Genomic DNA, 19,967 nt, shown 5'->3' with positions numbered 1-19,967 from the left:
AATTAAAACCCCAGTTTGGCGGTCTCAAGAACTTTATCGATTTGTTTCTGTAAAGTAGGAGGGATACCTTCAACCTTAACGGTTAAGAATCCTTTTACTATAAGTGAGGTGGCTTCATCTTCACTTAATCCTCTTGCCATAAGATATTCTACCTCTTCTTTAGCTATCTTACCTACCGCTGCTTCGTGGGTTAATTCTACGTCGTAAAAATAACTGTCAAGCTGAGGAATAGCCCTCATAATACCCTCGTCAGAGAGCATAAGCCCTTGACATTCTAAATGTCCTTTGACTTTTGGAGCTTTGGCTACGATTTTACCTCTTGCGATGTTTTCTCCGCCATACACCACAGTTCTTGAGATGATTTCAGTCCTGGTGTTAGGTGCTTCCAACCAGACCTCTCCTCCTATGTCTATTTTTGAACCTGGCTGGTTGGCGATGATACTTGCGAAAGAGGCTTTAGCCCCTTCTCCAACCAACCTGCAAACCGGAGAGGTTTGTATGTCTTTTACAGGATAAAGACTTACATAGGTAGAAATATAGGATCCTTCTTCTTCTACCAAAACCCCAGTTCTTGGCCTAACGATAGTTTGCTCTCCCCAGACATGAAGCATGCTAAAGGTAAGTTTGGCTCTTTTTTTTACAAAAAACTCTGAAACCCCTATATGAAAAGCAGATTCTACATGAGGATGAACCGAACAAGAGGTTATCAAGTTTAACTCTGCCCCTTCTTCTACTATCACGATGTTGTGTACCTTTTGAGCTACCTTTTCAGTTCTTATGTAAAGACAGGTTTGCACAGGATAGACTATCTTATAACCTGGAAGAGCCCTGATAAAATAACCATCATCAAGGTCTTCGGCTGTAGCTTTGGTAAATTCATCTTTTTCCGGAGATAAAAGCTTCCAGTAATAGTCTGATAACCAATCATATTTTTTAAGCGCTTCTGTTATGGGAAGTATCTCCAGTCCTTCAACCTGTTTTCTACAAACCACAGGTTTAGCGTCTATCTGAACGTATTCTCCCTCTCTTTTTAAAGAAGAATCAAGCCCTAAAAACCTTAACCTTTCCTTTTCTTCTTCAGAAAGTTCTGAAAGGTCCTTAGGTATGTTACCTTCTTTTGCAGATTTAAACTCTTTAAGAAGTTTATCTTCAGCCATCTTGTTTTTCCTCCTATTAAGCCAGTCTTTTTAAACAGTTTTTACAACCTTCGTACCCAAACTTCTGAATACCCTCAAATATTTCTATAGGATTTCCGGTGCAGTAGATTTCTCCGTCCATGATAACATATCCTAAGTCCGCTGCTACATGCTGTAAAATAAAACCTGTATGGGTAATGATCAAACCACTTTTTGTCCTTGGTTTGTGAGGAGTATCTTTTTGCAACAGTTTTTTTATCATCTGACCGATAAGGTTTAGGTTTTCTACGTCAACCCCAGATTCTGGCTCATCAAGTAATACTAAATCTGGATTTTGAACAAGAAGCTGGAGAAGCTCGCTTTTTTTAAGTTCTCCCCCTGAAAATCCTTTGTTTACCTCTCTTTCAAGGAAAGTTTCAAAGTTAAAACTTCTTACAAGCTCTTCGATCTTAACGTTGTTTTCCTTGGCACAGAGTTTTAAAATATCCCTTAGTTTGACCCCTTTTATGGTAGGAGGTCTTTGAAACATAATCCCTATACCTCTTTTAGCTCTTTCATAAGGAGGAAGGTCGGTTATATCCTCACCTTTAAAATAGATTTTTCCATGTTTTACCTTATAGGTAGGGAAACCCATAATCGTCATCAACAACGAAGTTTTCCCTGAACCGTTTCTACCAAATATTACATGGGTTTCTCCTACAGGTATTTTTAGAGATATACCCTTTAAAACCTCTCGCCCTTCAACCTCTACCCATAGGTCTTCTATTTCTAACAGAACTGTCATATCTACGTCACCCCTCTAAAAGATTTTATCCCCCTTATGTTTAGCAAGTTAATATAAAACTCTTAAAAGTCAATAAGCCTGACCTCAAAATGACATACTATTTGAGCCTACATATTTTTTATTTTTAACTTGACAAAAGAGGGAAACCGTTTATATTTCTATTTCTAAAAATATTAGAAACTTCATAAAGCCCCCATCGTCTAGTGGACTAGGATACTGGCCTCTCACGCCAGAGACACGGGTTCGAATCCCGTTGGGGGCGTTCTCAAAAAATTTTTCTACAACTCTTATCGTGTCCTTGGTATTTCAAACCTTTTGTTTTTCAAAAAAAGCATTTTTTATAATTTTATAAAACTATAAAAAATTCTAAAAAATTTAAAAATAAAGAAAAAACCTCAAAAAGTTTTTTAATCTGCTTTAATCCGTTTTGACTTTATCTTTAAAAAGTATTTACACTGTAAGTATAGACTGATTACATTTTCGAGGTTATGTCATGAAGAAGCTATGTCTTTCTATGTTGTGCTTTTTAGGAATTTTAGGAACAGCCTGTAGTAAATAAAGAGCCAGAGGTAAGTCCAGGGATTGATTTAAAAGAAGGAAAATGGGAAATATCTATAGATATGGAATCTTCCTCTTATCCTATAAACTTGCCTAAGCAGGTTTATACCCAATGCCTTACTAAGAAAAATTTTATCTCTATACAAGAACAAAGTCTGGGTGGTTCCAATCCAAACTGTGCCTATAAGCAAAAGGAGATAAAGGGAAACAGCGTATCTTGGGTTATGGAATGCAAAGAAGATGATGGAGGAAAGGTGATACTTGGCTTTTCTCTAAGGATGTTAACGTCTACGGAAGTGGATCCAACAAAACAGAGGCTATAGAAGTAGACGCGCCACTTATTTTTCTATATATGGTTTTAGAAAAAGATTCAGGCTCTCCCAGCAGGGATGAAATCGTTAACGCCACCACAGGAGCTCTTTCTTTAGCTAAAGCTATCTACGATAAAAAATGGGATGAAGCTATCAAAAATGTAGGGGCTATTTGGGATACAATCGTAATCTTTCAAAAGATAGCTGCTAAAAGTGATGACCTTTATCCTCCCTATCTTTCTTATTTTGACCATCAATCTCTGCTTCAGATTACCACAGGGAACGGGAACCCGCCTCCCATGGATAGAGCTTTGCTTTCTTCAGCTGGAAACTACAACCATCTGTCTATAAGAAGGGTAGACATCTACAAAGACCCTGTTAATCAAAAAAAATCTTCAATGGAGCGTATTTTATATGGTAATAAGAGAAGAAACAGGATACTAAATATAAAAACTCCCTAACTTTTTAATCAAATATATTTTTAATCAAGTTAGGGGGTTTTCGAGTTTTAATCAGTTTATTTCAAACTTTTCAGTGATTGACAGACTAAACTAACCTGTTAATTTTTAATTAAAAAGTCTTTTTTTACGTTTGGAGGCCCTTATGAGGTTCTTTAGAATTTTATCGAGTTTATGTCTTTTTATGATTTTTTTTATTACAAAAGCCTATGGCTTAAATATCGTGGTTTCAAACTCGGCGTTAGAAAAAATAGTTAAAGAAATAGCTTCTACCAAACAACATGTTATCACGCTACAGTCTGAAAAAAGAGATTTTCATAGTTTTGAGCCTACCTTTTCTCAATGGAACTTAATTAGAAATGCAGACCTTGTGGTGATCGTAGGCACAGAACACTGGGCTACCAAAGTTTACCAGATAAGGGCTAACAAGCCTCTACTGAGCCTTACCAGAGGTCAAACAAGGTTTGTTGACCCGCATCTGTGGTTTGATTTAAATAGGGTAAAACGTTTAGCCTCTGATTTGGTTCAATTTTTAGAGGTAAGAGATCCTGGTAATAAGATTTTTTATCGGGAAAGATTGCAACAATTTCTAAAAACCGTAAACCTCTTAGAAGCCAAATTTAAAGATTTAAAAAACTGTCAGTATAAAGAGGTATACATATTAGGTCACCCTGTGTTTAATTATTTGTTAACACCTTATGGAATAAAGGAGAAAACGTTGATTAAGGGACATCATAAAGAAGGAGAGCCAAGCGCAAAAACCCTTACAGAAATGCTTCAAAACATACAAAAAAGAAATCCTAAGATAGTTTTTATTACTGACCCGGAGTTTGAAAACTATGCATCTTTATTCAAAAGTAAGGGAGTAAAAGTAGTAACACTTTGGTCTGGAGGAACTTACAGATTTCAAGGTAGCTTTACTGAACTTTTGGATTATAATTTAAGCTGGTTAAGGCATGCTTTAGGTTGTGGAAAATAGCTTTTACAGGAGGTAAAAGTTGTCTTTTAAACTTAAAATAAAACTCTTTTTTCTCCTTTTTTTAATTGGATTTGCGGCTCTTTTGCTTTTACCTACCTTTGTACCCAACCTTCCTCCTTGGTTTAAAAAATATGTCTATCGAGGCGAGCTTAAGCTTGGGCTTGATTTAAAAGGTGGGGTTCATTTAGTATTACAACCAGACATCGATAAAGCTATGCAAAACCAGTTTGAAAACTATGTTCAAGACATTAAAGCCCAACTCAACAAATTGGTTTCTTCTTCTTCTTATGAGGTATCGATCGATAACCTAAAGGCTGTTTTTAAATTTCAAGACCCAAAAGATGTGAAGGCTTTTAAAGATGAAGTTTTAAAGGGAATAAAAGAGATAGCCATTTCCAAAGAGTATCAACAAGAAAATTTATCTATAGTTGAGGTAACCTTATCCGAAGAACGTATCAGTTATATAAAAGAAAACCTTTTAAATCAAGTTTTAGAGGTAATAAGAAATAGGGTAGACCAGTTTGGGGTTGCCGAGGCTGTTATTACCAAACAGGGGAAAGATAAGATAGTAGTTCAGTTACCTGGTCTTAAAGACCCAGAAAGAGCCATAAACATCATAGGCCAAACCGCACAACTTGAGTTTAGGTTGGTAGACGAAGAAACAATGCAAAGGCTTGATCTGTCAGAGTTAGTAAATTCTTTGGTACAAACCGGTAAAATTTCTTTAGATGCTTCAATAGAGGAGTGGAGAAAACTACTTGCTCCTTACCTGCCCCAAGACTCCCAGTTTTATTTTATGGTTGAGAAAGATAAAGAAACAGGAAAGGCTATCAAAAAACCGATAGTGTTAAAAAAAGAGGTTTTGTTAACAGGGACTTATCTAAAAACAGCACAGGTAAGAATTAACCCTCAAACCAACGAACCTTATGTATGGCTTCAGTTTGACTCAAGAGGAGCCAAGATATTTGAACTTATCACCTCAGAAAACGTGGGCAAGCGTTTAGCTATCGTGCTTGATGAGGTAGTCAGATCAGCTCCGGTGATAAAAGAAAAGATTTCTGGAGGGGAGGCCCAGATTACAGGTGGTTTTTCTATGCAAGAAGCTTCTGACCTGGCACTGGTTTTAAGGGCAGGTGCCTTACCTGCTCCGGTAAAGATACTGCAAAACATAACCATAGGGCCTTCTTTGGGTAGTGACTCGATCAAAAAGGGATTGATAGCAGGGGTCATAGGAGCAGCAGCGGTTATCGTGTTTACGATTTTTTATTACAGAATGTCAGGTGTGGTTGCTGTAATAGCTTTAGTTCTAAATATTTACTTTCTTTTGGCCTTACTTTCTGCTTTTCAAGCCACCCTTACCCTTCCAGGAATTGCAGGAATTATCCTTAGTATAGGAATGGGGGTTGATTCTAACGTTCTCATCTTTGAGAGAATAAGAGAAGAGTTAAAAGCTGGAAGGACGACTTTTTCTGCCATTTTCCAGGGATATTCAAGAACTTTTATAACCATCTTTGACGCCCATGTAACCGTTCTTATCACCTCTTTAATTTTATTCATCTTTGGTACAGGTCCTATCAGAGGGTTTGCTGTAACCCTATCTATCTCTATCTTAGTAAACCTCTTTACCGCAATCTTTGCAACCAAAATCTTTTATGAATATCTGTACGAAAGGGGTATCGATTTTAGGATAAAATTTTTTGAATTGATTAAAAAAGCAAACTTTAACTTCATGAAGTTTAAAAAAATCTGTGCCATATTGTCTTTAATTCTTTCCTTAACTGGTTGTTTTGGAATATTGCAGGCCTTTTTAGGTAAAGCCAACTTAGGTATCGACTTTACAGGAGGGGCTATTATTTATCTTAGCAGTGAAAAAACCCCTGACTTAGGCCTCCTTAGAAAAACCTTAGAAGAAAGCGGAATAAAAGATTTTATGTTACAAGACATAAAGAAAGAAAACATGATCCTTCTTAAAGTCAAACTTAGCAAAGAAAGTCTTACAGAAGAGGTAAATCATATTCTTTCTCTTTTAAACCAGAAACTTCCTGACCATAAATTTAATGTAGTTTCTAAAGAGGAAATAGGTTCTACCATTAGTCAAGAACTTCAAAACAAAGCAACTTTAGCTATTCTGGGAGCTTTGGTAGGAATTATCGTCTATTTAGCCTTTAGGTTTAACGTTTATTTTGGGATAGCTGCCGGATTGGCGACCTTTCATGATGTTTTAGTAACTTTTGGTTTGTTTTATCTTTTAGGAAAAGAGATAAACCTTCTTTTTATCACAGCTCTTCTTACCTTAGCAGGTTATTCTTTGACAGACACGGTGGTAATCTTTGACCGTATCAGAGAGAATTTACAAAAACATAGTTTCGCCAACTTTGATGAGCTTATCAACAAAAGTATAAATGACGTTTTTTCTCGGACGATAATCACCGTTTTGACCACCCTTTTTGGGTCTTTGAGCCTTCTTTTGTTTGGAGGAGTAGTGATAAGAGACTTTGCCTTAGCTTTAACGATAGGTTTTATAGTAGGGACTTATAGTTCTATATTTTTGGCTTCACCTTTGTTACAGGTTTTACATAAAGGTAAACTTCCCCAGTTTAAGTAAGGAGGTCGCCGGGTTTTAACCTTTTACCACAGGCAAACTCAAACGCTGACATTCGTTTTTTACCCTCCGGCTGGACCTCAATTAAAAGAAGGGCACCTTGGGAGGTGCCTACCAATATCCCCTCTTGATTTATCCTTAGGATTTCTCCTGGGGTATTATTTTCTGATTCTAAGGCTTTAGCCTTATATACCTTAAGGATTTTTCCTTGAATGTAGGTATAGGCTGTAGGCCAAGGAACAAAGGCCCTTACCTTTCTCTCGATAAACCAAGCAGGTTCTTTAAAAGTAAAAAATCCATCCTCTTTTTTTAATAAAGGTGCGTAAGAGACACCCTCCTCAGGTTGAGGGATAGGCTTGAGTAATCCTTTTTTATGTAGAGCTATAGCTTCTAAAATAGCCTCTTTACCAAGTTTGCTGAGCTTTTGACCTAAGGTTTGGGCATTATCTTCTGGGACTATCGGAATCTTTTTTTGCAAAAGTATGGGACCAGTATCTAACCCTTCGTCCATAAGCATGATGGTTATACCTGTCTCTTTTTCTCCTTGTAAGATAGCCCAGTTGATAGGAGAGGCACCTCTGTATTTAGGAAGCAAAGAGGCATGTATGTTCCAGCATCCAAATCTCGGAATTTCTAAAACTTCCTTAGGTAGGATTTTACCATAAGCACAAACCACGATCAGGTCAGGAGCAAGTTCCTTTAGAATTTTAAAAAATTCAACATTTCCTTTTATTTTCGGAGGGTCTAATACATAAATTCCCTTTTCTAAAGCCCATTTTTTCACCGCACAGGGTAGGGTTTTTAAACCTCTTCCCTGGGGTTTGTCTGGTTGAGTAACCACTGCTATAAGGTTTTCATTTTCATGTAGTCCCTCTATAGGTGGTATCGCAAAGTCTGGACTACCAAAAAAAATTATACGATATTTCTCCATCTTAATCCCTCTTTTAGGTTGAATAACCTTTGAAATCAGGTATCTTTACACAAGTTTAACAAAATTTGCTTAAAATAAAATATCTTAAAAGATTCCAACACCAGAAGGAGGTTTTATGGAACTTATTCAAGCTGCTATCTTAGGCATAGTAGAAGGAATAACCGAGTTTCTGCCTGTCTCTTCTACAGGCCATCTTATTTTGACTGCTCATATCTTAAACATTCCTCACACTAACTTTACCAAGACTTTTGAAATCTCCATACAACTCGGGTCTATTTTGGCGGTTTTATTTCTCTACTACGAAAAACTTTTAAAAGATCGGGAAACTTGGAAAAGGATTATTTTGGCATTTATTCCTACAGGGATCTTAGGGTTTATATTTTATAAGATAATCAAAAGATTTTTTATAGGCAACGACCTTTTGGTGGTGATCAACTTGGTTTTCGGAGGGGTAGTGCTTTTATTTATAGACAGATTTTTTCAAAAAGATAATAGGTTGTCTGATGTAAAGGAGCTTAGTTTAAAGAAGATACCTTTAATAGGGGTTTTTCAGTCTTTAGCCATGATGCCTGGGGTTTCTCGTTCAGCTGCTACCATCATAGGAGGGATGGTGGTTGGTCTTAACAGAAAGGCTGCGGCTGAGTTTTCCTTTCTTCTGGCCTTACCAACGATGCTTATGGCTACCAGTTATGACCTCATCAAATCATATTCAGAGATGTCCTTCCAAGATTGGCAAGTCCTTTTAGTAGGCTTTATCTTTGCTTTTTTAACGGCACTGGTAGCTATCAAAACTTTTTTGAGTTTTATCTCTAAGCATAGTTTTTTTATATTTGGAGTTTATCGTATTTTTATAGGTATTCTTTACTTTTTAATATTTTTATAAAAACATTGAGGTTATTACTATGAAAAAAGTGCTGGTAGTTGGAGGTACAGGCTTTGTTGGTGGAGCTTTAGTGCCTGAATTGATAAAAAGAGGTTTCAGCACGACTTTATTGGTGAGGGATTTAGAAAAGGCTAAGTCTCGGTTTTCAGGTTGTGATTTTATTTTGGGAGACCCTATGAAATCAGGAAGTTGGCAAGCTGAGGTTTCCAATTTTGACGTGGTAATCAATCTGGTAGGACAAAACATCTTTGGAAAATGGACTGAAGATTATAAAAGGCTAATCTTAGAAAGCAGAGTTAAGTCTACAGAAAACATCGTAAAATCTTTAAAAAAAGACGCTTTTTTGATAAATGCCTCAGCCATAGGATATTATGGAGATAAAGGAGATCAGTCCGTAGACGAAGACTCTCAACCAGGAAATGATTTTCTGGCAAAAGTATGCATAGAATGGGAAAAACAGGCTCAAAATGCTAAGAAGTATGGAGTTAAAGTAGCTATAACCCGTTTTGGTATCGTTCTTGGTAAGGATGGTATGCTTGCCAAGGTTTTACCTGTTTTTAAGTGGGGATTAGGTGGAACCTTGGGGGATGGGAGACAATGGTTTTCTTGGATACATATAAAAGATTTAGTAAACGGCTTGATTTTTCCCATAGAAAGAGACCTTGAGGGAGTTTTTAACTTTACCTCCCCTCAACCTGTAACCAACAAGGAGTTTACTAAAGCCCTGGCAAAAATTTTAAAAAGACCAGCTTTATTTAGGGTACCTATGTTTGCCTTGAAGTTGTTTTTAGGTGAGTTGGCAGAAAGTATTACTGCAAGTATAAAGGCTTATCCTCAAAGATTGATACAAAACGATTTTAAATTTCTTTACCCTGAGATAAAGGGGGCTTTGGAAAGCTTAGTTAAATAAAGGTGTTTTTAAATCTTTTTAAACTGTATCACTATAGATTGAAGTTGCTTTTCCGTAATTTCTAAATTTTTTGAAAGGTTAACCATGTTTTGAGTAATCTCTTCTGTAATTTTAACTTGCTCTTCTATGGCTAAAAACATATCATTTATAAGTCTTTCTACGTTTTCAGCCATCTGATGGTTAGAATCTATAAAAAAATATAGTTCCTTTAAAGTTTCGATGCTTTTATCTAAGCTTTCTTTAAGGGCAAAGATCGAGGTAGTAAAAAAGTTGATATTTTTCTCTACAGAAAGGATGCTTTCGTTAATATGTTTAGCAAACTGATTGGTTTTGTTAGCTAATTTTCTAATTTCTTCAGCAAGCACGGTGAAACCTTTTCCAGCTAATCCCACTCGAGCAGCCTCAATGGATGCATTCAGAGACAAAATAGTCGTTTGGTCTGCGATGTTATGAATTTCTGTTAAAGAATTTTTGATTTCTTGGAACGAGTTTTGCATTTTTTTTGAGGTCTCTACAAAGTTTTTAAGGCTGCTTTCTATAACTTTTACCTCTTCTATCATAACGTTTATCTTTTCTTTTGACTCCTCAGATCTTTTTACCAAGTTATCTGTTTCAGATTTTATGGGTAATATTTTTTCAGAAAGGGTGTTTATCGCAAAGTTAAATTTTTCTACCAAAGAGGAAATGTATTTGCCAGATTCTTGAGAAAGTTGCAGGGCTTTTATAAGAGCTTCAGAAACATAATGGGAAAGACTTTTTATGTAAGAAAATTTCCAAAGTTTTTGCGCTACTTTTCTTAGGTTAATAGGGTAGGGGGAAAAAGTTGAAGTAGGATTAAATGTTTTAGTTTCTTTTTTAAGAAAGTTGAACATGTTTTCCCCCTAAAGGTTAATAAATTTGGTCTATGATATCAAGCCCACAACTTAAGTTCTCAAACCAGTTAAGGAATTTCTTTACATTCTCTCCTTTAAAAATTGCCCCATGTTGAGGAGCTATCATGGTTGGATTAAGAGGTTTGACTGAGTTAACCCATTTTTTGCATACTTTATTGCTTCCCATATATCTTTTATGGAAACCTTCCATAAGTTTTACATGGTTTTCAAAGTTTTCTACAAAAAGATATCTCTGACCTTTAGGAAAAACAGCTGCACCTATGTCTCCAGAAAACAAAATTTTGCTTCGCGTATCAAATACGGAAAAATTGCCCTTAGAATGAAGAAAATGGGCAGGTATAAACAAAAGTTTATCACCTGAACCCAAAGTTAATTCTCCTCCTTTATCTTCTAAAGGTATAGTCCGCCTTAAAGAATTGTAACCAAAATGAGGGATAAACCTTGTCCAAAGTTTACTGATATAAACCTTGGCGTTGGTGTTTTCCAACCAGGTAATAAGCCCTGAGCTTACGTCAGGGTCTTGATGGGAAAAAAAGATATATTCTATGTTGTCAATGTCTATGTAGTTGGCAACAGCAGCTAAAACCCTGGGAAAAACATAAACTCCACCTGGATCAAGAAGGATACCTTTTCCCTTATTTATGATGAGATATTGATTAGTCTGTACCAAACCTTCTTCTTCTTCTTCCCATCCTAACCAAATAAACTTGTGGTCGCTATCTTCATAAAGTACCAATCCTTTTATCATAGTTTCTCTATCCATAAAGATCTCCTTTAAAAGTAATATTATTTAAGCATTATAATCAAAATTAAAAAAAATTAAAGTGTAAACATAGAAGTTTTTTTCCTTAGTTCTTCCTCCATTTTTTTTATATCTTCCGTGGTTTCAAGAAGGTAAGAGATGTTTCTTTTTAGTTCCTGTATTCCTTCCGCCACACTACCTACATCCTTAGCTACTGACTCAGAGGTAACACTCATCTCTTCGGTTGCACTTGCTATGCTCTGTATCATTTCCTGTAACCTTTCTGCGGCATCTGCGATTCTGTTAAGAATTCCTGCTGCCTCTTCACTAAGCCTTACACCACTCTCAACCTTAACCCCTATCTCCTCTACCTCCCTACTTACCTCTTCAACCACTCCCTTTATCTCCCTTATAACTCCTGCTATCTCATCGGTTGATTTATTGGTCCTTTCAGCAAGCTTTCTTATTTCTCCTGCAACCACCGCAAAAGACTTACCATGTTCTCCAGCTCGGGCTGCCTCAATCGTTGCGTTTAATGCAAGTAAATTGGTCTGCTCTGCCACATCCTTGATAAACTCTACCACACTCTCTATTGCCCTGGTCCTTTCTTCTAAACTATACATGACTTCTTTTAGTTTTTCTGCTGTTTTTTCTATTATTTTAACCTCATTTGCGGTTTTTAAAGTATAGGTTTCACCTTCTTTGGCGATTTCTGCTGTTTTTTTACTTTCCTCTAAAATGCTTGTCGTGTTTTTAGCGATATCAACCACAGTAATAGACATTTCTTCTGCAGCAGAGGCAATCTGGGTTGCTTGCTGGGTTTGAAGGTCAAGGTTTATTTTGAACTGATTAGACACTTCAGTTAGACCATTAGCTGAATCAGAAAGACTTTCTGAAACCTCTTTAACACTTAAAAGGATTGCCTTTAGGTTACTAATAGCTCCATCTAAGCTGTTAGCAATTTTTCCTATTTCATCTTTTCTTTGGGTTTTAAATTCTATGTTTAAATATCCCTGCCCAAATTTCTTTATTTTTTCTTCTAATTCAGAGATTGGTATAGAAATAGAACGAACAGACAACATAGCCAAAAATCCTGTGATAAGTAAAATTGTTAACACAGCTAAGCCAGTTTTTATACTGTTTCTCTTCATAGCTTGCATAAAAGCTTTATCGACATCATCAATATAAACCCCTGTTCCTATATACCAGTTCCATGGTTCAAACTTTACGACATAGGAAAGTTTAGGATAAGCCTCTTTAGTTACTCCTCCCTCTTTTAACGGTTTAGGCCATTTGTACCAGACAAAAGCCTGTCCGGTTTTACCTGCCGTTTCTACCAAAAGAGTAAAAAGATTTTTGTTATTTACCTCTTCCTCTTTTGCATTAACGTCAGTCTGTCGTTTGTATGCTACGTTGAATTTGGTGTCAGAAAGAGGTTTTCCTTCAAGTTGAGGAACTGTCGGATGCATTATCATTATGGGGTAGGGTAGAGTTCCATCATTTATCCAGAAATAGTTAGTTCCTTCTTCATAACGTAAGTTTTTTATGGCAAGCTTTGCCTTTTCTTTAGCCTCTTCTTCGGTAAGGTTTCCAGCTCTATAAAGGTTGTAGTAATGTTTTACTATAGATAAAGCCATCTCTCCCTTTTGAATTAGTTCTACCTTTTTTTCTCTTAGAATAGATTCTTTTAAGTAAGTAGATTGTAAAAAGAAAAATATTATATAACCAAATAAAGAAAAAAAGACTAAAAGCAAAAGCTTATTTTTTATACTCAAATTTTCAAACTTTTTCATGTTCCCCACCTCCTACCAATATTTGAATACTTTTTCTATTCTTAAATTTTATAAAAATTTAAAAAGGAATTTTAGGATATGTGATTTTTTGAACAATTGAATATTTTTACCGCTTTGCCATTATATTTTTTAAAATAGATTAACCTTATAAGTATTAAGTTGTACCTTTTAATATAAAATTTTAACAAACAATTTTGTGAATTCTTTCTTTTTTGAATATTCTTTAGTAGTGCATGTTACTTTTTTATCTTTTAGCTCTTAGCTTTTTTATGTCAACATTGCTTGACTTTTAGGACCTTATTTTTATAATAAGAGTATATTTATTATTATCATTATTATTTAATTCAGGAGGAGGAGGAGGAAATGGGAGAAAGGGGTAAAAATGTTTTAGATGGTTTATCCTTAAGCAAAAAATTTTTATTTTAGCTTTTCTCTCTATTTTATTAGTATATTCTATAGTTGCGGCTGTTTTTTATTTTCAAACAAGTTCTTCCATAAAGAAGAAAGAACTTGCAACCCTAACCCTTGAATGTAAAACAATCATCCACGAACTTCAAGCTTTTGACCAGTTTGCAAGGTATTCAGCTGACCGTTTTATGAATATTTTTATGTCTTTGGGACCAAGTATTAGTAATCCTACCAACGATGTCTGTGATAGGTTTACTGCTATCACAGGTGGAAGTGTAGCAACCATTTTTAAAAGAGAAGGGGAGGATTTTTTAAGAGTTGCAACCTCTCTTAAGAAAGAAGACGGAACCCGTGCGGTTGGGACGACTTTAGATAGGAATCATCCTGCATATCAAGGTTTGTTAAGGGGAGAAACCTATGTAGGAAAGGCTACCCTTTTTGGTAAAGAGTATATGACTAAATATGTGCCTGTAAAGGACTCAAGCGGAGCTGTAGTAGGCGTATTTTTCATAGGTTTTGATATCACTCTTGTCATTAATGAGTTTAAAAATTATTTAGGTAGCCTTAAGATAGGAGAAAGAGGGTTTGTGTCTGTGTATGATGTTGCCAAAGGAGAACCTAAACTTATTGCTGGAAAAGATTTAGGAAAAGAAAGTATAGAAAAACTATCAAAAGTCAAAGAAGGGGAAGCTGTAGAAATAAAGATAAACGGGGAAAAACATGTCTCTATAGCTCAAGTTTATCCTGGTTTTAAGTGGTTAATTTCTATCAATATTCCTAAGAGCCAAATTTATGGGGTGTCTTATACTTTCAGAAATGTCATGTCTGTTTTAAATATTTTAGCAGCCATTGCTATAGGAATACTTATTTATGTAGTAACACAAAGAAGCTTGACCCCAATTCCAGACATGGCAGCAAAACTTGTAGAGGTTGCTCAGGGTGATTTTAGTAGGATTGGTTTTGGAAAGGGGTACAGAAATAGAAAAGATGAAATCGGTCTTATCGCCCAGGCAGTTATCAAGGTTGAAGAGTTCACTCAAAGGTTGGTAAAACAGATTAAAAGTTCAGCCTCAACCGTTTATGAGGTTGTAGAGAATCTTCTGGGGAACGTTGATTCTGTAAAGAAAAAAATAGACCTTCAGACCAACCAGGCAAATCAGATTGCAGCAGCAGTAGAGGAGATGAGTGCAACCATTGCAGATGTTGCTAAAAACGCTCATTATGCTCAAGAATTAGCCAATAAATCCCAAAAAGTATCAGAAGAAGGAGCAAGGTTAGCAGATGAGTCTATGGTAATAATTCATGAAACCACTCAAGCAACAGATGAACTTAAGAAAACCTTGGATACTTTAAACATAAGAGTAAACGAAATAGGAGATATAGTTGTGATGATTAAAGACATAGCAGACCAGACAAATCTTCTTGCACTTAACGCAACGATAGAGGCAGCGCGAGCTGGGGAGCATGGAAAAGGTTTTGCGGTGGTTGCAGGAGAGGTTAGAAAGCTTGCTGAAAAAACGATAAAGGCAACCGAAGATATTGCAAATAGAATCTTAGCCGTTCAACAAGAATCTAAAAACTCTATGGACAACATGAATACCACGGTGGAAAAAGTAGGAGAGGCATTAAATGCTTTAACGAAAATTAAAGATGTTCTTGAAAATATTGCTCAATCAAGCATTCAGGTTAGAGATGCTATCAATCAGATAGCAGCGGCAACAGAGGAACAAAGCGTTGCAAGCAATGAGGTTGCTCAGGCAGCCATTCAATCAAGTCAACTTGCATTAGAAGTAAAAGCCTTAAATGAAAAAGTAGTAGAAGAGATAGAAACCTTAAAAAATGTAATCTTAGAACTCAATAAAGCAGTAGAAGGAGTTAGAGTGTAATGTGTTAATTTTTTAAAATGTGTTATAATTTAAATAAAGGTGATGGGTCTGTAGCTCAGCTGGAAAGAGCACTGGCCTCCGGAGCCAGGAGTCGGGGGTTCAAATCCCCCCAGACCCGTTTTACCTTAAAAAGGGAAGGTAAAACCGTGAAAGTTTATATCGAAGGATGTGAAATCGAGTTAATCCAAGGAGATATTACTGAACAAGAAACTGAGGCTATAGTTAACGCAGCTAACGAGGAACTTATTCCAGGGGGAGGGGTTGACGGAGCCATTCATAGAAAAGGTGGGCCTGTAATTCTTGAAGAACTTAGGGCTAAATATAAAAGATGCCCTACCGGTGAGGCAGTAATCACGAAAGGGGGGAACCTTAAGGCAAAACATGTTATTCATACAGTAGGTCCTATATATAAGGACGGAAAAAGCGAGGAACCTGAACTTCTTAAGAAGGCCTACCAAAATTCTCTAAAATTAGCCTTAGATTATGATCTCAACTCAGTTGCTTTTCCTGCTCTTAGCACAGGAGCCTATGGTTATCCTATGAAAGAGGCTGCAGAGATCGCCTTAAAAACAGTATATGACTTTCTGAAAAAACATAAAGCACCTAAAAAAGTTGTGTTTGTCCTTTGGAAAGAAGAACATTATCAAGTATTTGCAGAAACTTTAAAATCGCTAATCACATCTTTAGAGGTTTAAGATTTTCCTTTTTTAGGTAAAGGTATGTATTCTACCGAAGAGGTTGTGGTTGTTGGTTGAGGAAATAATTTCATAAGTTGATAAATTTCTATCGGCATGTCTTTGCTTACCGGAAGTCCTAACTCTAAGGCTTTTTCATAAGTAATAGGGTAGTCGTGAGTAAAGTATCCTTGAGACAGTACCTCTGCTAAGTCGTTTATTTTTTCTTCAGAATATCTATCGTTTAGGATTAGTTTTAGATTTTCTTTCATCTGTTTTAAAGCCATCTCAGCTACATCTGCTAAAATCAAGGTTTTATCGTCGATATGTTCTAAAGGTTTTCTTTTAACTGCTCTTAGAATCGAGGCAGCTGGATATTCTCCTAACTGAGGATCTACCGGTCCAAGCACAGCATGTTCGTCCATCACTATTTCATCACAGGCAAGAGCAATAAGGGTTCCTCCACTCATGGCATAATGAGGAATAAAGGCTGTAACCTTAGCCGGATGTTTTTTTATAGCAAGGGCAATCTGAAGAGAGGCTAAAACCAATCCTCCTGGAGTGTGAAGGATGATGTCTATAGGAACGTCTTTATCTGTAAGATGTATGGCCCTTATTACCTCTTCAGAATCGTTGATATCGATGTATCTCATCAGAGGAAAACCAAAAAACGACATCTTTTCTTGACGATGAACCAACAAAATAACCCTTGAACCTCTCTTTTTTTCGATTTGTTCTATGGCTTTTTGTCTGGCTATTTCTAAGAACTTTTGTCTTAAAAAAGGTTGCATAGCTATGGCCAAAAAGATAATCCAGAAAAGGTCTCCTATCCCAGCCATAACATAAAACCCCCTTAAGGCTTGTCTATATCAAAAAAGGAACCAAAAAAGGTATATTCATCTCGATAGAACCTGCATTTTCTCTTACAGAAAACTTTATACAGCAGGGCTCCTGCCAAGAAACCACCTATATGAGCAAACCAGGCAACCCCACCAAAACTTTCTGGTAAAACCAACGAAAAAAGTCCGTTATAAAACTGAAGCAAAAACCATAAACCCAAAAATATGAAGGCAGGGACCTCAAAAAATAGAGGTATAAAAAACACCGGAAAAACTACCAGAATTCTTGCTAAAGGATACAATAAAAAGTAAGCTCCCATAACTCCAGAAATAGCACCAGAGGCTCCTACCAAAGGAATAACAGAGTTAGAATAGATAAAAGAATGAAGCATCGTAGCTAAAATGCCACACACTAAATAAAAAAATAAAAACCTAAAAGGCCCTAACCGGTCTTCTACATTATCCCCAAAAATCCACAATGTCCACATGTTACCTATAAAATGAAGCCAACCTCCGTGGATAAAAAGATGGGTAAAAAGGGTTAAAAACTTATGATACCAAGGGAAACCTACAAGAAAACTAAAGTAAGGATCAAAAAAGATAGCAGGTATAAATCCCCAGGTTTTAAAAAAGACTTCTCTTTCTAAAGGAGTTAAAGAAAGTTCATAGAAAAACACTAAGGTATTCAAAAGAATGAGAAACCAGGTCATTACTGGGGGGTTACGTCTTGGTAAGATATCTTGTAAGGGTATCATCCTAAATCACCTATCAACGCCCCCCTAATGATCTTTCTGAAATTTTCACATTTATCTACAAGATTTTCAAACACTTCAGGCTCTGAAGGAACTTTTTCAAACTCATAATCGTTGAAAGACACAAAACTATCGAGTCCTTCTTTTCCTTGTTCGATAAACAGTTTTACCAAGTCTTTAAAAACCACTCCATTTTTGCTTAACGCATAAAATTCTGCAGTTTTTAAGGCATATCTGTTTGGATTAAAGGCCAAAGAGATTCCCTGGTTTTCTCTCAAAAGGGTTAAAGCCTTCATATCGGTAATACTATCTCCGGCATAAAATCCTTCTGCAAAAGGAACATTTAAACCTTCAGATATTTGTTGGCAGGCTCTTGCCTTTTCTTCTCCCCCTACAGGATTAACCTCTCTTAAAAATACCCCTACATCAAGATTCCAAATAATTTCAAAAAAAATCTCTTCCATCCGTTCAAGTACGTTTAAGAGTTCTAAAGGTAAGTCAGAAGGGGAGGTAGCTCTTAACGGTATTTCTATAGTTGGATAAGAAAGTATTTCTTGGTATAGTTTTTCTAAAATTTTGACTTCTTCTTTTGAAAGGGTTACTTTATCAAGGTCTACCTCCGTACAGAATATATGGTCCATAGGAAACTCTATAGCCTCAGCAAGGGCTTCTAAATAGGGTTTATAACTTGTGCTGATGATAAAAGTTGGGACTAAATTTTTAATCTCCTTTAAAACCTCAGGTATCTTAGGTAAAAAAAGCAAAGTTTTCCGAGAAAACTCTCTAAGGCTTTGGTTGGTTGCTCCAAAAAGTTTTAAAAAAGGGAGTATCAATTTAAGGGTGTCTCCTGGTTTGTATCCAGGACGTTTTTTAATGTCTGCTAAGTAATCGTCAAAACGAGAGACTTGTTTAAAAAATCTATGGCCTTCAGGCATCATAAACTTAGAATACTCAAAAGCGTTGTCGTTTAAGGTTAAAGGTCCTTCGCAGTCAAAGGCTACAAAAGGCATAAGGCTTACCTCTTATTTTGTTTTTTCCTTTCGCGAACTGAGGGAATTTGAAGTTCTTCTCTGTATTTAGTAACCGTTCTTCTTGCTATATTAACCCCATATTTAGATTTTAAAACTTTAGCCACCTCGTTATCACTTAAAGGTTTTTCAGGGTTTTCTTGAGAAATGATCTGTTTAATAAGGTCTTTTACTGCTTTAGAAGAAAGGCTTGTTCCGTCGGAAGATTCATAACCTGAAGAAAAGAAAAACTTAAGAGGAAAAACTCCTGCAGGCGTTTGTACATATTTGCGGTTAATAATCCTACTGATAGTAGATTCATGCAACTGGGTTTCTTCAGACAACATCCTTAAAGTAAGAGGTTTTAAATATTTAATTCCTTTTTCTAAAAACTCCTTTTGATGTTTCAAAATGGCTGCTCCAACTTTATAAAGGCTCGAATATCTACTGTCTAATGCCTTAAGCAAGTTTTCCGCTTCTTTAAATTTCTCTTTTAAAAACTGTTTTGACTTTAAAAACTGGGGGTCCTTTTTCTTTAATTTTAAGTATTCCATATAGAAATTATTTAATCTTACTTTAAAACTTTTTTCCTTCAAAACCTCTACTTTCCATTCTTCCTCTTCTTTATAAAACCTAAGGTCTGGTTCTATATAAATGGAAGTTTCTACATAAAAATTTCTGGCAGGATAGGGCTCAAGATGTTTGATAACCTCTAAAGCCTCTTCTATCTTTGAAGGTTCTATGCCTAACTTTTGAGAAAGTACGTCTACTCCTTCAGGAATTTGTTCGAAGTATTTTTCTATCAGCACATAAGGAAGACTTTCTTCTTTGTAACCCATAAATAAAAGCTGAGTAAGTAAACATTCTTTAACATCGTAAGAGGCTACTCCTACTGGGTCTAAAAACTTTATGACATTTCTTACTTTTTCTACCTTCTCTACAGCAATGTTCAGCTCTTTAGATAGTTCTTCAGAAGAAACGGTTAGATATCCTTTTTCATCAAGATTCCCTACGATATACTGGGCGATTTCGTATTCGACAGGGGTAAATTCTTTCATCCGAAACTGCCAGAGTAAATAATCACTGAGTTTGTCTTCAGCCTTAAGGGTTTTTTCCCAGATAGGTTCTTCTGGTTCCTCCTGAGGTTCTATAAGATAGAAACTCTTTTCTAAAAATTCCTCAGTTCCTAAATCTATTTCCTCTGTTAGTTTAACTTCTTGAGGTGTATAATCTCTATCTTGATTAACTTTCGGAGCCAAGTCTCTGTATTCTATCTCTAAAAAGGGGTTTGTCTGAGCCTCTTGAACCAGATATTCCTCTAATTCTAAGGTGTTAAGTTGAAGGACTTTTAACAAAAGTTTTAGTTGAGGGGTTAAAATCAGTTGTTGACTAAGTTTTAACTGGTTTTTAAGTTCTATCAT

18 protein-coding genes and 2 tRNA genes are annotated in these 19,967 nt (G+C 36.0%); 10 read left to right on the top strand and 10 right to left on the bottom strand.

The genetic code is table 11. The features are described from left to right. Positions 1 to 2: 2 nt before the first annotated feature. Together H529_RS0103475 and H529_RS0103470 are read right to left on the bottom strand one after the other, a co-directional pair. The gene (locus H529_RS0103475; protein ID WP_022855171.1) at positions 3 to 1,157 is read right to left on the bottom strand and encodes a SufB/SufD family protein; all 1,155 of its coding nucleotides are present in this window, start codon (positions 1,155 to 1,157) and stop codon (positions 3 to 5) included. 16 nt (positions 1,158 to 1,173) lie between these two features. Then, entirely contained in the window at positions 1,174 to 1,920 is a 747-nt protein-coding gene (locus tag H529_RS0103470; RefSeq protein ID WP_022855170.1) for an ABC transporter ATP-binding protein, read from the bottom strand. Between the two features lie 189 nt (positions 1,921 to 2,109). Between H529_RS0103470 and H529_RS0103465 the strand changes: the two genes are divergently transcribed. The 5 genes from H529_RS0103465 to H529_RS0103445 all read left to right on the top strand — a co-directional run bounded on the left by H529_RS0103465 (position 2,110) and on the right by H529_RS0103445 (position 6,831). Continuing rightward, positions 2,110 to 2,182: transfer RNA gene (locus tag H529_RS0103465), tRNA-Glu, on the top strand. Between the two features lie 319 nt (positions 2,183 to 2,501). Continuing rightward, positions 2,502 to 2,801, top strand: a complete 300-nt coding sequence (locus tag H529_RS0103460; protein WP_340371397.1) for a DUF3617 domain-containing protein — start codon at positions 2,502 to 2,504, stop codon at positions 2,799 to 2,801. A 29-nt stretch (positions 2,802 to 2,830) separates the two neighbouring features. Further along, the gene (locus H529_RS0103455; protein WP_022855168.1) at positions 2,831 to 3,250 is read left to right on the top strand and encodes a hypothetical protein; all 420 of its coding nucleotides are present in this window, start codon (positions 2,831 to 2,833) and stop codon (positions 3,248 to 3,250) included. Positions 3,251 to 3,392: 142 nt separating this feature from the next. After that, positions 3,393 to 4,226, top strand: a complete 834-nt coding sequence (locus tag H529_RS0103450; RefSeq protein WP_022855167.1) for a metal ABC transporter substrate-binding protein — start codon at positions 3,393 to 3,395, stop codon at positions 4,224 to 4,226. 19 nt (positions 4,227 to 4,245) lie between these two features. Beyond that, entirely contained in the window at positions 4,246 to 6,831 is a 2,586-nt protein-coding gene (locus H529_RS0103445; protein ID WP_022855166.1) for a protein translocase subunit SecDF, read from the top strand. On the opposite strand, the gene fmt is transcribed toward H529_RS0103445, so the two are convergent. After that, complete coding sequence (gene fmt / locus H529_RS0103440; protein ID WP_022855165.1) at positions 6,824 to 7,759, bottom strand: methionyl-tRNA formyltransferase; 936 nt, start codon at positions 7,757 to 7,759, stop codon at positions 6,824 to 6,826. The genes H529_RS0103445 and fmt overlap by 8 nt on opposite strands. Positions 7,760 to 7,874: 115 nt before the next feature. On the opposite strand from fmt, the gene H529_RS0103435 reads away from it, so the two are divergent. Continuing rightward, entirely contained in the window at positions 7,875 to 8,642 is a 768-nt protein-coding gene (locus H529_RS0103435; RefSeq protein WP_022855164.1) for an undecaprenyl-diphosphate phosphatase, read from the top strand. Between the two features lie 19 nt (positions 8,643 to 8,661). Beyond that, the gene (locus H529_RS0103430) at positions 8,662 to 9,552 is read left to right on the top strand and encodes a TIGR01777 family oxidoreductase (RefSeq protein ID WP_022855163.1); all 891 of its coding nucleotides are present in this window, start codon (positions 8,662 to 8,664) and stop codon (positions 9,550 to 9,552) included. 8 nt (positions 9,553 to 9,560) lie between these two features. Here H529_RS0103430 and H529_RS0103425 read toward each other — a convergent pair whose 3' ends face one another. The 3 genes from H529_RS0103425 to H529_RS0103415 all read right to left on the bottom strand — a co-directional run bounded on the left by H529_RS0103425 (position 9,561) and on the right by H529_RS0103415 (position 12,980). After that, positions 9,561 to 10,424, bottom strand: a complete 864-nt coding sequence (locus H529_RS0103425) for a methyl-accepting chemotaxis protein (protein WP_022855162.1) — start codon at positions 10,422 to 10,424, stop codon at positions 9,561 to 9,563. A gap of 16 nt (positions 10,425 to 10,440) precedes the next feature. After that, complete coding sequence (locus H529_RS0103420) at positions 10,441 to 11,193, bottom strand: oxygen-binding di-iron domain-containing protein (protein ID WP_028843026.1); 753 nt, start codon at positions 11,191 to 11,193, stop codon at positions 10,441 to 10,443. A gap of 71 nt (positions 11,194 to 11,264) precedes the next feature. Further along, positions 11,265 to 12,980: a methyl-accepting chemotaxis protein gene (locus H529_RS0103415; RefSeq protein WP_022855160.1), complete on the bottom strand. Its 1,716-nt coding sequence runs from the start codon at positions 12,978 to 12,980 to the stop codon at positions 11,265 to 11,267. 608 nt (positions 12,981 to 13,588) lie between these two features. Here H529_RS0103415 and H529_RS0103410 point away from each other — a divergent pair. The 3 genes from H529_RS0103410 (at position 13,589) to H529_RS0103400 (ending at position 15,969) form a co-directional block, all read left to right on the top strand. Next, on the top strand, positions 13,589 to 15,274 hold the full coding sequence (locus H529_RS0103410) for a methyl-accepting chemotaxis protein (RefSeq protein WP_022855159.1): 1,686 nt from the start codon (positions 13,589 to 13,591) through the stop codon (positions 15,272 to 15,274). Between the two features lie 44 nt (positions 15,275 to 15,318). Further along, a tRNA-Arg gene (locus H529_RS0103405) sits at positions 15,319 to 15,392 on the top strand. 28 nt (positions 15,393 to 15,420) lie between these two features. Next, a complete protein-coding gene (locus H529_RS0103400; protein ID WP_028843025.1) occupies positions 15,421 to 15,969 on the top strand; it encodes an O-acetyl-ADP-ribose deacetylase in 549 nt (182 codons plus the stop codon). Here H529_RS0103400 and H529_RS0103395 read toward each other — a convergent pair. The 4 genes from H529_RS0103395 to rpoN are packed head-to-tail and all read right to left on the bottom strand — an operon-like array spanning position 15,966 to position 19,967. Next, positions 15,966 to 16,787: an SDH family Clp fold serine proteinase gene (locus H529_RS0103395; protein WP_022855158.1), complete on the bottom strand. Its 822-nt coding sequence runs from the start codon at positions 16,785 to 16,787 to the stop codon at positions 15,966 to 15,968. The two genes, H529_RS0103400 and H529_RS0103395, sit on opposite strands and share 4 nt — an antisense overlap. Positions 16,788 to 16,801: 14 nt before the next feature. Beyond that, entirely contained in the window at positions 16,802 to 17,497 is a 696-nt protein-coding gene (locus H529_RS0103390) for a rhomboid family intramembrane serine protease (protein ID WP_245540267.1), read from the bottom strand. 41 nt (positions 17,498 to 17,538) lie between these two features. Beyond that, positions 17,539 to 18,549 carry a hypothetical protein gene (locus H529_RS0103385; protein ID WP_022855156.1) on the bottom strand — a complete coding sequence of 337 codons (1,011 nt, stop codon included), beginning with the start codon at positions 18,547 to 18,549 and terminating at the stop codon, positions 17,539 to 17,541. A 5-nt stretch (positions 18,550 to 18,554) separates the two neighbouring features. Further along, positions 18,555 to 19,967, bottom strand: a complete 1,413-nt coding sequence (gene rpoN / locus H529_RS0103380) for an RNA polymerase factor sigma-54 (RefSeq protein ID WP_022855155.1) — start codon at positions 19,965 to 19,967, stop codon at positions 18,555 to 18,557.

It is taken from the genome of Thermodesulfobacterium thermophilum DSM 1276, assembly GCF_000421605.1.
Classification (GTDB): domain Bacteria; phylum Desulfobacterota; class Thermodesulfobacteria; order Thermodesulfobacteriales; family Thermodesulfobacteriaceae; genus Thermodesulfobacterium; species Thermodesulfobacterium thermophilum.
The sequence above is the reverse complement of the archived record's forward strand: the minus strand, read 5'-3'. Positions and strand labels throughout refer to the sequence as shown.

Coding starts and splice junctions, on each gene's coding strand:
- H529_RS0103475 (WP_022855171.1), bottom strand. CDS start 1,157: ATGGCTGAAGATAAACTTCTTAAAGAGTTTAAATCTGCAAAAGAAGGT.
- H529_RS0103470 (WP_022855170.1), bottom strand. CDS start 1,920: ATGACAGTTCTGTTAGAAATAGAAGACCTATGGGTAGAGGTTGAAGGG.
- H529_RS0103455 (WP_022855168.1), top strand. CDS start 2,831: ATGGTTTTAGAAAAAGATTCAGGCTCTCCCAGCAGGGATGAAATCGTT.
- H529_RS0103450 (WP_022855167.1), top strand. CDS start 3,393: ATGAGGTTCTTTAGAATTTTATCGAGTTTATGTCTTTTTATGATTTTT.
- fmt (WP_022855165.1), bottom strand. CDS start 7,759: ATGGAGAAATATCGTATAATTTTTTTTGGTAGTCCAGACTTTGCGATA.
- H529_RS0103435 (WP_022855164.1), top strand. CDS start 7,875: ATGGAACTTATTCAAGCTGCTATCTTAGGCATAGTAGAAGGAATAACC.
- H529_RS0103430 (WP_022855163.1), top strand. CDS start 8,662: ATGAAAAAAGTGCTGGTAGTTGGAGGTACAGGCTTTGTTGGTGGAGCT.
- H529_RS0103425 (WP_022855162.1), bottom strand. CDS start 10,424: ATGTTCAACTTTCTTAAAAAAGAAACTAAAACATTTAATCCTACTTCA.
- H529_RS0103420 (WP_028843026.1), bottom strand. CDS start 11,193: ATGATAAAAGGATTGGTACTTTATGAAGATAGCGACCACAAGTTTATT.
- H529_RS0103415 (WP_022855160.1), bottom strand. CDS start 12,980: ATGAAAAAGTTTGAAAATTTGAGTATAAAAAATAAGCTTTTGCTTTTA.
- H529_RS0103410 (WP_022855159.1), top strand. CDS start 13,589: ATGTCTTTGGGACCAAGTATTAGTAATCCTACCAACGATGTCTGTGAT.
- H529_RS0103395 (WP_022855158.1), bottom strand. CDS start 16,787: ATGGCTGGGATAGGAGACCTTTTCTGGATTATCTTTTTGGCCATAGCT.
- H529_RS0103390 (WP_245540267.1), bottom strand. CDS start 17,497: ATGACCTGGTTTCTCATTCTTTTGAATACCTTAGTGTTTTTCTATGAA.
- H529_RS0103385 (WP_022855156.1), bottom strand. CDS start 18,549: ATGCCTTTTGTAGCCTTTGACTGCGAAGGACCTTTAACCTTAAACGAC.
- rpoN (WP_022855155.1), bottom strand. CDS start 19,967: ATGATAGAACTTAAAAACCAGTTAAAACTTAGTCAACAACTGATTTTA.